General features: G+C 70.0%; 16 protein-coding genes. 5 read left to right on the top strand and 11 right to left on the bottom strand.

Annotated features, from left to right (window positions below):
* Positions 1 to 70 precede the first annotated feature (70 nt).
* Entirely contained in the window at positions 71 to 1,243 is a 1,173-nt protein-coding gene (locus DJ018_RS15890) for a cell wall hydrolase (protein ID WP_111515953.1), read from the top strand.
* Positions 1,244 to 1,323: 80 nt separating this feature from the next.
* Positions 1,324 to 2,877 (top strand): hypothetical protein, encoded by a 1,554-nt coding sequence (locus DJ018_RS15885; RefSeq protein ID WP_111515952.1) that lies wholly within the window; start codon positions 1,324 to 1,326, stop codon positions 2,875 to 2,877.
* 18 nt (positions 2,878 to 2,895) lie between these two features.
* On the opposite strand, the gene DJ018_RS15880 is transcribed toward DJ018_RS15885, so the two are convergent.
* From DJ018_RS15880 to DJ018_RS15870, 3 genes are all read right to left on the bottom strand, one after another.
* Complete coding sequence (locus DJ018_RS15880; protein ID WP_133254315.1) at positions 2,896 to 3,084, bottom strand: hypothetical protein; 189 nt, start codon at positions 3,082 to 3,084, stop codon at positions 2,896 to 2,898.
* A gap of 103 nt (positions 3,085 to 3,187) precedes the next feature.
* Positions 3,188 to 4,525 carry a GAF domain-containing protein gene (locus DJ018_RS15875; protein WP_111515950.1) on the bottom strand — a complete coding sequence of 446 codons (1,338 nt, stop codon included), beginning with the start codon at positions 4,523 to 4,525 and terminating at the stop codon, positions 3,188 to 3,190.
* Entirely contained in the window at positions 4,522 to 5,004 is a 483-nt protein-coding gene (locus DJ018_RS15870; RefSeq protein WP_111515949.1) for a hypothetical protein, read from the bottom strand. Before DJ018_RS15870 ends, DJ018_RS15875 begins: the two co-directional genes overlap by 4 nt.
* A gap of 148 nt (positions 5,005 to 5,152) precedes the next feature.
* Between DJ018_RS15870 and DJ018_RS15865 the strand changes: the two genes are divergently transcribed.
* Positions 5,153 to 5,848, top strand: a complete 696-nt coding sequence (locus DJ018_RS15865; protein ID WP_111515948.1) for a hemerythrin domain-containing protein — start codon at positions 5,153 to 5,155, stop codon at positions 5,846 to 5,848.
* 39 nt (positions 5,849 to 5,887) lie between these two features.
* On the opposite strand, the gene trxB is transcribed toward DJ018_RS15865, so the two are convergent.
* Positions 5,888 to 6,901, bottom strand: coding sequence for a thioredoxin-disulfide reductase (gene trxB, locus DJ018_RS15860; RefSeq protein WP_111515947.1), 1,014 nt, complete (start codon positions 6,899 to 6,901; stop codon positions 5,888 to 5,890).
* 33 nt (positions 6,902 to 6,934) lie between these two features.
* Here trxB and DJ018_RS15855 point away from each other — a divergent pair, with 33 nt between their 5' ends.
* Positions 6,935 to 7,165, top strand: coding sequence for a hypothetical protein (locus DJ018_RS15855; protein ID WP_111515946.1), 231 nt, complete (start codon positions 6,935 to 6,937; stop codon positions 7,163 to 7,165).
* A 3-nt stretch (positions 7,166 to 7,168) separates the two neighbouring features.
* Here the strand turns inward: DJ018_RS15855 and DJ018_RS15850 are convergent, their stop codons facing one another.
* A complete protein-coding gene (locus DJ018_RS15850) occupies positions 7,169 to 7,753 on the bottom strand; it encodes a PadR family transcriptional regulator (RefSeq protein ID WP_111515945.1) in 585 nt (194 codons plus the stop codon).
* 168 nt (positions 7,754 to 7,921) lie between these two features.
* Here DJ018_RS15850 and pseI point away from each other — a divergent pair, with 168 nt between their 5' ends.
* Positions 7,922 to 8,974: a pseudaminic acid synthase gene (gene pseI / locus DJ018_RS15845; protein ID WP_111515944.1), complete on the top strand. Its 1,053-nt coding sequence runs from the start codon at positions 7,922 to 7,924 to the stop codon at positions 8,972 to 8,974.
* On the opposite strand, the gene DJ018_RS15840 is transcribed toward pseI, so the two are convergent.
* The 6 genes from DJ018_RS15840 to DJ018_RS15815 form a co-directional block, all read right to left on the bottom strand.
* Positions 8,971 to 9,396, bottom strand: coding sequence for a GNAT family N-acetyltransferase (locus tag DJ018_RS15840; protein ID WP_111515943.1), 426 nt, complete (start codon positions 9,394 to 9,396; stop codon positions 8,971 to 8,973). The two genes, pseI and DJ018_RS15840, sit on opposite strands and share 4 nt — an antisense overlap.
* Positions 9,393 to 10,109, bottom strand: coding sequence for a cytidylyltransferase domain-containing protein (locus DJ018_RS15835; protein ID WP_111515942.1), 717 nt, complete (start codon positions 10,107 to 10,109; stop codon positions 9,393 to 9,395). Before DJ018_RS15835 ends, DJ018_RS15840 begins: the two co-directional genes overlap by 4 nt.
* Positions 10,106 to 11,155 carry a UDP-2,4-diacetamido-2,4,6-trideoxy-beta-L-altropyranose hydrolase gene (pseG, locus tag DJ018_RS15830; RefSeq protein ID WP_111515941.1) on the bottom strand — a complete coding sequence of 350 codons (1,050 nt, stop codon included), beginning with the start codon at positions 11,153 to 11,155 and terminating at the stop codon, positions 10,106 to 10,108. The genes DJ018_RS15835 and pseG overlap by 4 nt, the downstream gene beginning before the upstream one ends.
* A 73-nt stretch (positions 11,156 to 11,228) precedes the next feature.
* Positions 11,229 to 12,206 carry a mitochondrial fission ELM1 family protein gene (locus tag DJ018_RS15825; protein WP_111515940.1) on the bottom strand — a complete coding sequence of 326 codons (978 nt, stop codon included), beginning with the start codon at positions 12,204 to 12,206 and terminating at the stop codon, positions 11,229 to 11,231.
* Positions 12,207 to 12,216: 10 nt separating this feature from the next.
* Positions 12,217 to 12,690, bottom strand: coding sequence for a transcription elongation factor GreA (gene greA, locus DJ018_RS15820; protein WP_111515939.1), 474 nt, complete (start codon positions 12,688 to 12,690; stop codon positions 12,217 to 12,219).
* A gap of 161 nt (positions 12,691 to 12,851) precedes the next feature.
* The gene (locus DJ018_RS15815; RefSeq protein WP_111515938.1) at positions 12,852 to 13,355 is read right to left on the bottom strand and encodes a P-loop nucleotide/nucleoside kinase family protein; all 504 of its coding nucleotides are present in this window, start codon (positions 13,353 to 13,355) and stop codon (positions 12,852 to 12,854) included.
* Positions 13,356 to 13,482 lie beyond the last annotated feature (127 nt).

Raw genomic sequence — 13,482 nt, 5'->3', positions numbered from 1 at the left:
GCCTTTGTAGGGAGCCGAACGCCACCTGGGCTGTTTCAGCCAGTCAGCTTGGACGCGGTCAGGGGATCAGATGCGCTTGCGGTGCGCGACAAGACGGGCGGCGAACCTGGCGCTGGCGGCGGCCGGCGCGGGCTTGGCGCTGGCCGGTTGCGCGGGCGAAGAGGGCGTGGAGCTCACCTCGCGCGAGCGCCGTCTGGTGGCGGGCGGGATCTCCGACGCGGCCCTGCAGCAGATCGCCAACCAGCTGGACCCTTCCGCGCGGCAGCTGGCGGAACGTCACGACCCCTGGCTGCGCCGCAAGGACTTCTGGGGCCGGCCTACAGGGTGGGAGACCTTCGACACGCGCGAGATCCCCGACATCGGCCTCGGCTACCTGGACGGACCGGACGCGGTGGAGGTCAATGCGCTCAAGCCCTTCGCGCCCCTGCCGATCCGGCCCATGCGCCCGTTCGTGCTGAAGGCGGCGGCGGGAGATCGCGACCGGGCGCTGAGGTGCCTGGCTCAGGCCGTCTACTACGAAGCCGCGCGCGAGCCCCTGAAGGGGCAGGAGGCGGTGGCCCAGGTCGTGCTGAACCGCGTTCGCCATCCGGCCTATCCGAAGTCGATCTGCGGCGTGGTCTACCAGGGCTCGCTGCGCGCCACCGGCTGCCAGTTCACCTTCACCTGCGACGGCTCGCTGGCCTGGGCGCCCGAGCCGGCTCTCTGGAACCGCGCCATGAGCGTGGCCCGCCGCGCGCTCGGCGGCTACGTCGCCAAGGAGGTGGGGCCGGCCACCCACTACCACGCCACCTATGTGGCCCCTTACTGGGCGCCGACCCTGGTGAAGATGACCCAGGTGGGCGCGCACATCTTCTATCGCTGGACCGGGCCCTGGGGCGAGCCGCCCGCCTTCACTGGACGCTACACGGGACGCGAGGCGGATCTGACGCCGCAGCTGCTGGCCGGGCTCGATGCGCGCACCCAGGGCGGACTTCTCGCGCCCGAAGCGCAGGGCCTGCCGGCCGGCAAGAAGGTGACCTTGAGCGTGGCGGGCGAGGTGAAGACCTACGCCGTCGCCGATCCGAACGCTCCAGACGGCCAGCGCACCCGGGTCATGGGAACGCTGCAGCCCAGCCGCCGCCAGCCGACCCCGGAAGAGATCAAGCGGATCAACGAAAGCCTGGCCGCCATGGAGAAGGGGGACGCTGCGCCCGCCGCCTCGCCCGCCAAGGCCGAAGCTGACCCCGCCGCCCCGCCGCACTGACGCGGCCGGCTGCGCGCTCAAACCACCTTTGCCAATTTCCCGGAACGGGTAAGCTCCGCCACAGCAACTGGGGGTGGTGCATGCGTTGGGCGTGGCGGCTTGTTCTTGCGTGGCTGATCTGCTGGCCGGCCCAGGCCTTGGCCGACTGGCGCGAGGTCACCACCGACCACTTCATCGTCTATTCGGAAGAAGCGCCGCAGGCGGTTGTCGCCTATGCCGAGAAGCTCGAGCTCTACGACCGCATGCTGCGGCATATGCTCGACATGCGGAACGAGGCGCCGGCCAAGTCCGGCAAGCTGACCGTCTTCGTCCTGCCCTCGGAAGCGGCGATTCGCTCCATGTACGGCAAGGGCGGCGACTCCGTGGGCGGGTTCTATTTGCCGCGTGCGCGCGGCGCGATCGCCTTCGTGCCGCGGCCGACCAGGGTGAAGGGCGAGAACGGCTGGAGCGGCCAGCTGATCCTGCTGCACGAGTACGCCCACCACTTCATGCTCTCGAACTTCAGCGCCGCTTATCCGTCCTGGTACGTGGAGGGCTTCGCTGAGTTCTGCGCCACCACCGTGTTCGAGGACGACGGCTCGCTGGTGGTCGGTCGCCCGCCGCAGTTCCGCGCCTATGAGATCCTCGCGCCGACCGCGCTGACGGTGGAGGAGATGGTGCAGACCGGGCGCAAGTACTCGACGGTGGAACTGTCGCAGCTCTATGGTCGCGGCTGGTTGCTGACCCATTATCTGAACTTCACGCCCGCGCGCGACGGCCAGCTCGCCAAGTATCTGACCGGCCTGAACACCGGCACGCCGTCCCTGCAGGCGGCCCAGGCCGCGTTCGGCGATCTTCGGCAGATGGATCGTGACCTGCGCGCCTACGCCGCCGGCAAGCTGGCGGCTGGCCGACTCACCTTGCCACCGGTCAAGGCCAGCGACGTGAAGGTCCGGGAGCTGACAGCCGGTGAGAACGCCACGATGCCGGTGCGCATGCGCTCCACCCGCGGAGTTTCGCTGGATGAGGCGCGCAAGCTGCTCCCCGACGCCCGCCGCGCCGCCGGCAGGTTCCCGAACGACGCCATGGCCCAGCGCGTGCTGGCGGAAGCGGAGTTCGACGCCGGCAACCTGGCCGAGGCCGAAGCCGCCGCCGACCGCGCCTTGGCGGCGGATCCGACGCTCACCGAAGCGATGATCTACAAGGGCATGGTCCGGCAGGCGCAGGCCATCGCCACGAACGACCCCAATTCGCCCCTGTGGCGGGAGGCGCGGCGCCTCTTCCTGCAGGCGAACCGGCTCGACTCCACCCATCCGGAGCCGCTGATCCATTTCTATACGAGTTTCCCCACCGCCCCGACCGCGAACGCCGTCACCGGCCTGATCGCAGCGTTCCGTGCCGCACCGCACGATCGCGGAGTCCGCCTGATGCTGGCGCGGCAACAGCTGATCGAAGGCAAGACCAAGGATGCGCGCCGTCTGCTGCTTCCGCTCGCCTTTGCGCCGCACGAAGGCGGGGCCAAGAACCTGGCTCAGCAGGTCGTGGAAGGCATCGATCAGGGCAAGAGCGGCCCGGACCTGGCGGCTATGCTGTTGGGGGCGCAGCCCGACGGCGAGGGGGAGGGCAAGCCCGCCCTGCGCCGGCCGCACGCCTGACGCGTCCGGGTTCTGTCGTCAATCCTGGCTCAGGTCGAAGGAGCGTTTCTCGCGCTCCAGGCGCTGGTAGTCGTCGCGCGAGCCTTCGTTGCGCAGGACTTCTGCAGCCAGCCTGCGCCAGCCCTCGGCGATGCTCAGGTACACCTCTCGCTCTGCGCCGCTTTCCGCCCGCGCAGCCATGCGCAGCACCGTTTCGGCCTGCGCCAAGTATCGCTCGCTGTCCCGCATAGAACGACGTCCCTGGTGGCGGCGGCGCTCCTAGCGTGAAGGTTGGGCGAAATCTTGAACTGAGCTGTAGCGGCCTTGCCCGTCAGGCGGCGACAGTTTCCAGCGACGGCGCGCCATCCAGAACCAACTCGATGACCCCGCGACCGGGGCGGGCAAGCCGCACGGGTCCGGCCCGTTCGTCCAGCCGCCGCCGCAGCAGGATCAGGCGGGTCTCCAGATTGTCCTTCAGCTCCGGCAGGCGCAGGGACGCATCGAGCCGGATCTCCCGGTTCGTGAAGGTGCGCCGCCCATCGGCCAGGTGCTGGCGCAGGAAGTGGGCGAGCAGCCGGCCGGGCACGCCCTTGATGACGTAATCGCCGTCAATGAAGACGCTGTCGTCAAAGGCGTAGTGACGGACCTGGAAGCTGCGTTGCGCCTGGGCCGGGGCGGCCGGGGCGGCCGCCGCTGCGCGCGCTGAGCGCGCCTCGAGTTCGGCCAGCCGCAGGCTTGCGGCGAGCTGGGCCCCCAGCAAGCTGAGGATCTGCTCGTCTTCCCGTCCGAAGCGGAACCGCTCCGAGGCTTCGGCAAACAGGACGCCGCTCACTTGGCCCTGCACCAGCATCGGGGCCGCGAGCTGGCTCTGCGGTTCGGCAAGGCCGGGCAGGGGGATGGTGCGGCCCTCGTCGAGCTCGGCCTGGCTTTCCACCGCCCGCGCCAGCCGGCGTCCGCGGCTCATGTCGCACAGCCGAACCGCCCGTCCGGTCTTGGCCGCGATGCCGACCGCGCCGCGGCCCATCGGCGTTTCGGCGCCTGCGCCGCCCGCGTGGTAGCCGCGGCTGGCCAGGGTGATCAGGCGGTCCGCCTGCAGTTCGGGCACCAGAACCATGGCGTGCTCGTAGCCGAACGCCTCGCCCAGTCCGTCCAGCAGGCGCTGGATCATGGCGTCGGCGTCCGTCTCGGCAGCGATCTCGCCGGCCAGCCGGGCCGCCGCCGGCAGTCGATCGCCACGGGCGTGCGCCTGCTCCTCCGGCAGCTGGATGGGGTTGCCCGGAACGGGGGAGCAAATGCGCACCCGATAGACCTCGGCGCTGCGCAGCTGCATCACCTGCTCGGTGCCGTGCACGGTGCTGATGGCCTCCAGGTGGGCGGCCATGCGGTCGAAGAGGTCGCCCGCCGCCTCGGAGCGAACCCAGGCGAGGTCCAGCATGTACTGGGCGCCCGTGCGGCCATCGACCACCAGCACCGTCGCCTGCCCGGTGGCGGCGACATTGGCGGCGGTCTTGGAGAAGAACTGGTTGGAGAGCGCGACGTGCTCGTCGTCCACGAACCACACCTGGGAGAGGTATGAGACGTTGGGCGTGCCGTCCGCATCCACGGTGGCGATCACCGAAGGGATGACGCCTTCGAAGCAGTCGAGGATCTGGCGCAGTCGGACGCTCATCCGAACGCCATGGGCGATCCGGCGTGCGGGCCGGGGGTTTGTTCAAAGGCTTCCTGTGGGGTGAACGTCACCTGGACCAGATCGTCCGTCCGCAGCCACGGCCGCATCTGGCTGGCGTCCACGCCCAGCGCGCCGAGGTGAGCGCCGGTGACCTCGGCGTAGCCGTGCGCCACGGCCGCGCCCGCAGGGTCCGCGCGGACCAGGGCGGTCACCGGGCCTTTCAGCTGCAGGGTCTGATAGGTGGCCGGCCGGCACAGGGTGAGCGCCAGCGCCTGGCCCACGCGGACGGACTCCACCATCCGGGTCCACTGGCCGCCCGCTATGAACAGGTCCAGCGATGCGGGCGGGGCGCGACGCACGCCCATGACCCGGCCGATGGTGGCGGCTCTGGCTGCTGGATCGGCCACCGATGCGACAAGCATGACCGGCCCGGCCAGAAAGGCCGCCAGCTTCGCCTCTGCTGCCTGGCCGATCGCCACGACGTCACCGCTCCCCGCGTCTTGTTAGGATCAATTTAGCAAGCCGATCGCCCGCTTAGGAACAGCTTAGGAAGCATCAGGGCGAACGCCGGTTTACCAGGCCCCTCACATATCGCCGGTCTGCAGACGCGCCGGCAGGAGAGGGAAAATGTACGATCTGGAATATGAGCCGGCCGTCGCCAACGTCGGCCGCTGGGACCTCTATGGCCCGGTGCACAAGGGACTTCGGCTGGGCCACGCGCAACTGCTCGCCCGGCTGGGATCGGCCGATTGGGGCGGCGACGTGTCCGAGCTGCTGTCCGACCTGAAGGCGCACCTTCGGCTCGGAGCCAGTCACATCGCGCACGAGGACAGTCATATCCACCCGGCACTGGAAGCTCGCGATGCCGGCGCGACAGCCCACCTCGAGGAAGAGCACACGGCCCACCGGGCCCGCTTCGCCGCCCTCGATGCACAGATCGCTGGTCTCGAAGTGGCGTTCCAGTCCGATCGTCCAGCCCTGGGCCGCCAGCTCTATCTGGCGTTCGGCAAGCTGGTGGCTGAGGACCTGGCGCACATGCATGAGGAGGAGACGCAGGTCTGGCCGCGGCTTTGCGCGACCCACACCGACGCCGAGCTTCAAGCCATCGAAGGCGCCATCATCGGCAGCCTGCCGCCGACGGACGTGGTCGCCTTCATGCGCCTGATGATCCCGGCGATGAACCGCGCCGAGCGGGCGGGAATGCTGGGTGGGATGAAGGCGGGCGCGCCGCCGGAAGCCTATCGGGGCGTGCTGGAAGCCGCCGCCCGACCGACGTTGAGCGCCGACGACTGGGCGCACCTGGAAGCCGAAGGCCTCGCCTGATGCGAAGAGGGCGGAGCCTTGCGGCTCTGCCCTTGAAGCTTACCAGGCGCCGATCTTCTCGGCTTCGGCGTGGCTGATGGGATGGTTGGCCTTGCGGTGGTCTTCCTCGGCGAGGAAGCGGACTGCCTCCAGGGCGGCCATGCACCCCATGCCGGCGGCGGTGACCGCCTGCCGATAGACGTCGTCGGTGACGTCGCCGGCGGCGTAGACGCCCTGGATCGCGGTGGAGGCCGAGCCCGGCTTCACCTTCAGATAACCCGAGCTGTCCATCTCCAGCTGGCCGGCGAACAGCTGGCTGGCCGGAGCGTGGCCGATGGCGATGAACACGCCGTCGCAAGGGATCTCGCTCACTTCGCCGGTGTTCGCGTCCTTCAGCTTCACGCCGGTGACGCCCATGGGATCCTGCTGGCCGACCACCTCGTGGATCGCCGCGTTCCAGACCACCTCGACCTTCGGGTGGGCGAACAGGCGCTCCTGGAGGATCTTCTCGGCCCGCAGTTCGTCGCGCCGATGCACCAGGGTGACCTTGGAGGCAAAGTTGGTGAGGAACAGCGCCTCTTCCACGGCGGTGTTGCCGCCGCCGACCACCACCACTTCCTTGTTGCGGTAGAAAAAGCCGTCGCAGGTGGCGCAGGCCGACACGCCGAAGCCCTGGAACTTCTGCTCGGACTCAAGGCCCAGCCACTTGGCTTGCGCGCCGGTGGCGATGATCAGGGTCTCGGCGAGCCAGACCGCGCCGCTGTCGCATTCCAGCCGGAACGGGCGCTTGGACAGGTCGGCGTTCACGACGATGTCGTTGACGATCTCTGTGCCGACGTGACGGGCCTGCGCCTCCATCTGCTCCATCAGCCAGGGCCCCTGGATGACGTCGGCGAAGCCCGGGTAATTCTCCACGTCCGTGGTGATGGTCAGTTGGCCGCCCGGCTGAATGCCTTGGATCATGACCGGCTTGAGCAGGGCGCGCGCCGCGTAGATGGCGGCGGTGTAGCCGGCGGGGCCGGAGCCGATGATGAGGCAGCGGACGGAGCGGGGTTCGGAACGATCTTGGACCATCTCCGTAATGTAGGAAGATTCTGGAGCGGTGCGATGGATGACCATCTGAAGCAGGCAGGTATCTGGGCTGGCGTCGGCGCGGCCGTAGGCGTTGGGCTGGCGATCGGCTTCGGAATGCGCCTTCTCGCCATGACTGCTCTGGCCGGCCTGGGCGCCGGCGCCGCCTTGGGGATCGCCAGCGGCGCCAAGCGGCGCACCGTTCAAGGGCCGGGCGCCTCGCAGCCCCTGGTCGAGAGCTACGAAGCGCCGGCCGCCCTGCACTAGGCCTTAAGCCTTCTCGATCGTCGCCGCCGCGTCGTCGATCGCCTTGACGATGGCGTCCAGCTGTTCGGGGCTGACTTCGCGCCCGGACAGGCGGTGGCGCAGCGCGAGCTGCAGGTTGCCCATGGCCCGGGCGATGCGCGGCCGGGTGGTCTCGGAGCCTTCCGCCGCTTCCGACATGCGCGACAGGATGGTGTCGGCCATGTCCTTTTGGGTCTCCAGCGCTTCGCGCCCGGCGTCGGTCAGCTCGAACAGCTTGCGTCCGCTCTCGCCGTCCACCTGGCGGATCAGGCCTTCGTCCTCCAGCAGGTTCAGGGTGGGATAGATGACGCCCGCACTGGGTCGGTACTCGCCGCCGGAGCGGGTCTCCAGCTCCTTGATCAGGTCATAGCCGTGGCGCGGCTGCTGGCCGATCAGGGCCAGGATCACCGAGCGCAGCCCGCCGTGTTCCATGAAGCGTCCGAACTTGCCGCCGCGGCGGCCGCGACCTTCGAAGTCGCCGCCCTGGCCATGACCGTGGCCGCCCCAGGGCCCTCGTCCGCGGCAGTGGCGCTCCCCGAACCCATGATGGTGATGGTGGTGGTGTCTCATGCTTGTTCCTATCTCGATATATCTAAAGCGATGGCGATCAGATATATCGCGGCCGATCGCTGCGCAAGCGTATTTAGATATATCTAGAACTATCGGATTGCGCTGGCGAGGTTAACGCCCGTTTCAGCGCCGGTGCGCTAGACTGGCCGGACGTTGGAGAGTGCGCGCATGTCCGCCCAGATCGAGATCGCCGGTCGCCCGATCGGCGCCGACCACGAGCCGTTCGTGATCTGCGAGCTGTCGGGCAACCACAACGGCAGCCTGGATCGGGCGCTGGCCATGATCGATGCGGCCGCCGACACCGGCTGCGACGCCATCAAGATCCAGACCTACACCGCCGATACCATCACCATGGACGTGGATCGGCCGGAGTTCCGGATCAGCGGCGGGCTGTGGGACGGGCGCACGCTCTACGACCTCTACCAGGCGGCCCAGACCCCCTACGAATGGCACGCGGCCCTGTTCGAGCGCGCGGCCCAACGGGGGGTCATCCTGTTCTCCAGCCCATTCGACGAGAGCGCCGTCGATCTGCTCAATGAGCTCGGCGCGCCGGCCTACAAGATCGCCTCGTTCGAGGCCGTGGACCTGCCGCTGATCCGCTATGCGGCGGCGCGTGGAAAGCCGCTGATCATCTCCACCGGCATGGCCAACCTCGCCGAGATGGAGGCCGCCAAGGCTGCCGCGCTGGACGCGGGCGCGCCCGGCGTGGCGCTGCTGCATTGCGTGTCGAGCTACCCCGCGGCGATCGAGGACGCCAACGTCCGCACCGTCGCCGACATGGCCCATCGCTTCGGATGCCCGATCGGCCTCTCCGACCACACCCACGGCTCGGCCGCCAGCGTCGCGGCGGTGGCCCTGGGCGCCTCGGTGATCGAGAAGCATTTCACCCTGGCCCGCGCTGACGGCGGCCCTGACGCGGCCTTCAGCCTGGAGCCGGCGGAGTTCTCGTCCCTGGTGCGCGACTGCAAGGACGCCTGGAAGGCGCTCGGCCGCGCGCACTACGACCTGCTGGGCTCCGAGCGCGGCAATCTCGCCTTCCGCCGTTCGCTTTACGTCAGCGCCGACGTCAGGGCCGGCGAGATCCTCGGGCGCGGCAACATCCGCTCGATCCGCCCGGGCAACGGCCTGCCGGCCGCGGAGCTGGATGCGGTGATCGGCCGGCCCGCGGCGCGCGATCTCAAGCGCGGCGAGCCCCTGGCCTGGGACATGGTCGGCGGCTAGTCCCGCCGCAGCTGCACGAAGTCGCCGTCGCGGCCGGTCTCGACGAAGCCGCAGGCCTGAAAGATCCGCAACGACGCGGGATTGTCCGCTCGGATCTCCGCGCGCAGCGGGCCCGCGTGGGCGCACACCGCCTCCAGCACTCGCCGGCCCAGCCCCTTGCCCCGCTGCTCGGGCGCAAGGTTGAGGCTGACCGTGCAGCCCTCAGGGCCGTCGTCCAGCCGCGCCATCCCCACCGCCTCGCCGTCGATCTCCGCGATCAGCATGCGGGTGCGCGCCAGCGCCCCAGGAAACCAGGCGGCGTGGGCGTCCCAGTCGATCTCGCCGGTGTTGCGGGACGCCGCGCGAGCGGTCGCATCGTTGCGCCACAGCCAGACGCGGCGGGCGTCCTCCAGCTCGGCCGGCCGCAGGACCAGCCCGCTCACAGTCGCGGGTCCCCGCCGAAGTTCTGCAGGTCGGGCCGGCTGCGGACGAAAGCCCGCACGTCCGCTGAGCTGAACGCCGGATTGTCCGGGTAGAGCGCCTCGTACACCTCCCGCACGAAGGCAAAGTCCTCCGGCGTGTCCACGGTCCAGCGGACCTGTCCCTGGTCGGTTTCGGGCGCCAGGTGCGCCAGCCGGTAGCGGTCCGGCGCGTGGCGCGGGCCCCAGGTCACGTGCTCGCGCTCCTCAGGGCTCGTCGCCTCGGCGGCGGCGCGACGCAGGGCGGCGGCGGTGATCACCTCCACGTCCTGGCCCTTGGGATAGGCCCGCGCGTCGTCGCGGTTGTTGGTGTAGTCGGCCCCCGTCCGCAGATGATGGGCGATGGTGGCGTCGATCACCTCGGGATCGGCCAACGGACAGTCGGCGGTCAGCCGCACCACATGCTCCGCCGGATAGGCCTGCAGCGCTCCGATGAAGCGCGCGAGCACGTCGTCCAGCGGGCCGCGGAACACCTCCACGCCGGCGCCGGCCAGGGTCACCGCCAGCCGGTCGTCGCTGGCTTCCACGCTGGTGGCGACCAGCAACTGGTCGATCCGCCGCGCCCGGCGGATCCGCTCGATCTGCCGGAGCACCATGGGCGCGCCCGCCAGGGGCATCAGCACCTTACCCGGCAGCCGGGTGGAGCTGAGCCGCGCCTGGAGGACGGCGAGGATCACTCGGGGCTCTCCGCCCGTCCGGCCGCCATGCGCTCGAGGAAGGCTCCGGCGACGCGATCGGCGCCCCGGCCGTCGCAGATCTCCGCACCCCGCAGGGCCAGCTTCTTGCGCAGCGGATCGTCCACCAGCAGGCGGGTGACGGCGCGGTCGAGCTGGGCGTCGAAGTCGGCAGCCCCGACCTCCACCACCAGCGCCGCGTCCCGCTCGGCCAGGGCCGCCGCGGCCGGCTTCTGGTTGTCGGCCAGCACCAGCAGCACGGAGGGCAGCCCGAGCACGCAGCGCTCCCACACCGACGATCCGGCAGCCCCGATGGCGATGTCCGCCTCAGCCGTGAGCCGCGCCATGTGCGGGGTGTCCACGTGCAGCGCCAGGCGCGGGTCGCGTCGCGCGATCTTGGTCAGGCCGGGCAGGCTTGGCGCCTGGCCGCCCAGCACCACGTCCAGCCCCGTATCGCCCGGCAGGCGCAGGCGCAGCCGCTCCACCACCTTGGCGGTGATGCCGTTGAGATCGGTCAGGCCCAGGGAGATCAGCACCCGGTGCACCGGCTCGCCCCGCCAGGCCAGCGCCGTCTGGCGCAAGGCCGCGAACTCCGGCCGCACCGGCGCGAACTCGGGCCCGAGCAGCAGCCGGGCGTCCTCCGGAACCAGACCCGCGTAGTCCTCGGCCCTGCGCGCCGGGCCCGGATCGAGGACGAGGTCCGCCCCCAGCGCGCGATCGGTCAGGTCGTCGATCACCAGCACCGGCCGGCCCTGGCCCATGGCGCGGTGGTCGCGCTCGCTCAGGCCGTAGTGGTCGAACACCACGGCGTCGAACTGCTCGGTTCCGATGGCGGCCACCAGGTCCACCGGCTCGGTGGAGGCCGCCTCCAGCCGCGTCGCGCCCGGCGCGAAGGTGTCGAGGATCGCGCTCACCGCCGGCGGGCCCATGAAGGTGCAGGCCGCGCCTTCCGCGCCAAGCGCGCCGGCCAGGGTCAGCGAGCGCATGACATGGCCCCCGCCCACGCGTGGGCCGGCGTCCACCACGAAGAGGATGCGCGGGCCGCTCATCGAATCTGCCCGGCGGGGAAACGAGTCATCGCCCGGAGAAAAGGCCATCGGGCCGCAAAAGCAAAGGACGGCGTCAGCGCGCGGCGTCGAACCGGCGCAGCAATTCGGCCGCAGCCCGCTCGGTTTCGGCCAGGGGAGGGTAGGTCCACGTCTCGAACACGCCTCCGAACGGGCGGCTCACGCCCCGCGCCGCAAGGTCGGCATGAAATCGGGCGAGCTTGGGGCTGTGGCCGCTCATCGGCAGCACGTAGAGCGGCTTGCCGCTCGCCGCTGCGTCGGTGGCCAGGTTGGTGGAGTCCTCCGTGACCAGGATCTGGTCGGCGGCGGCCAGGAACGCGAAGTAGGGGTTGTCCCCCGTCCCGTCCCAAATCCAGCCGGGCAGGTTCTCGAACTCGGCGCGCATGGCCGCCTGCGCCGCGGCCGGCGTGCGGCGCGTGAAGCTGACCAGCAGGGCCCCGCCGGCCGCGCGCACCGCCTCGGCGATCTGCCGGGCCAGGTTTCGGGCGTGGGCCTCGCTCAGGTCATGCGCCTTGGACTTGCCGCCGACGATCAGGGCGATGCACGGGCGGGGCAGGGGCGCCAGTCGATCGGCGAAACGCGCCAGCTCCGACGAGAGCTTGTCGGGGGCCAGCCGGTTGGGCGAGCCCAGGATCGGAAAGACGTTGGGCCCCGTCAGCTCGTCATGGATCGGCGGGATCACCAGGTCGAAGGCGTCCAGCGCCATGCGCGGGTCCTGCACCTGGACCACGAAGCTGCGCCCGCCCGAGCGGCGCCGTTGCCTGCGCGACAGGGGCAGGGTGGCGCGGCCGGCGGCGATCCAGATGTCCGGCCACGGCGGCGCGATCTCGCCTTTGGCCAGCAAGGTCGGAGCGCCGGGATTGAGTGATGTCGGAAGCCGGCCGAGGCCGAAGCGCCAGGCGATGCGCTTCAGCACCACCTCGGCGGGTCGCTGACGGGCGACCGCGCGGGCGAGACCCTCCACCTGGGCTTCGATTCCGGCGCGGCCATCGCTGACCGCCCAGATCGTCAGGGGACGAGTGTCGCCCGCCATGGGGAGCGGATCAGATCCACTCCACCTTGAGGATTTCGTAGGCCTTCACGCCGCCCGGGGTGTTCACCTCGACGACATCGCCCGTTTCCTTGCCGATCATCGCGCGGGCGATGGGCGAGGTGATGGACACGCGGCCGCGCTTCACGTCGGCTTCGTGCTCGCCGACGATCTGGTACCGGGCCTCTTCCTCGGTGTCCTCGTCGACCACGGAGACCGTGGCGCCGAACTTCACCTGCTTGCCCGAGAGCTTGGAGACGTCGATCACCTGAGCGCGGGCCATCTTGTCCTCGATCTCGGCGATCTGGCCTTCGATCCAGCCCTGGCGCTCCTTGGCCGCGTGGTACTCGGCGTTTTCCGACAGGTCGCCGTGCGAGCGCGCTTCCGCGATCGCGGCGATAACCGCCGGACGTTCCACCGTCTTCAGACGCTTCAGCTCTTCGTCGAGAGCTTGATAGCCCTCGACGGTCATCGGGACTTTTTCCATAGAGGTGATGACTCGGGTTCGCCCTGTTAAGTTTCTTCCGGCCGCGGGCGCTGGCGTCCGGGGCAAAAAGGATAGAGTTGTGCGCTGCAAAACTCAAGTATGGCGCAGAGCGCCGATACGCAAGCCGCCGGCGAAGGTTCCGCCGGCTGTCAATTAACCGTCTAGCGCTCGAGCGGCGCGATGACCGCGCCTTCGAGCTCTTCGGGTGTCGGAGCTTCCCACACCCCTTCGACAAAGTCGAACATCTCCGGCGTCACGTCGATGGCGAAGGTCTCGCCGCGGATCACGTTCCGTTCGGACACCCGGGCCCGGCGCACCTCCTGCGGGGCGTCCACATAGTGGAACTGCAAGGGCAGCTCGACCGCCGCGGCGATCTGCCGGACGCGGTCGCGGTCCGCCTTGCGCAACAATCCGATGTCGAGAATCACCGAGGTGCCGGTGGCGATCACGCCCGCCGCCACGGACCAAATCTGCGCTTCGCAGCGGCCGACCCGGTCGACCATCCAGTCGTATTCGATCTTCTCCGGCATGTCGGGGCCGAACAGCCGCGCCATCCATTCATCCAGATTGAAGATCACCGCCCGTTCGCGCTTGGCGAGGGTCTGGGCGTAGGAGGTCTTGCCGGCGCCGGAAGGGCCGAAGGTCACGTGCAGGACAGCGGTCATGGCGCGCCCGTTAATGCACGGCGGGCCTCGTGGCTACCGAAAGCGGCATGCGGCGCGCGCATGACCGGGCGGCGCCGTCGGAGCCTCGGGGAAAGCGCCGTCGGACCGCCCGGTCCGCCCCTCCCCG

Source organism: Phenylobacterium deserti, from assembly GCF_003254705.1.
Taxonomy (GTDB): Bacteria; Pseudomonadota; Alphaproteobacteria; order Caulobacterales; family Caulobacteraceae; genus Phenylobacterium; species Phenylobacterium deserti.
The sequence above is the reverse complement of the archived record's forward strand: the minus strand, read 5'-3'. Positions and strand labels throughout refer to the sequence as shown.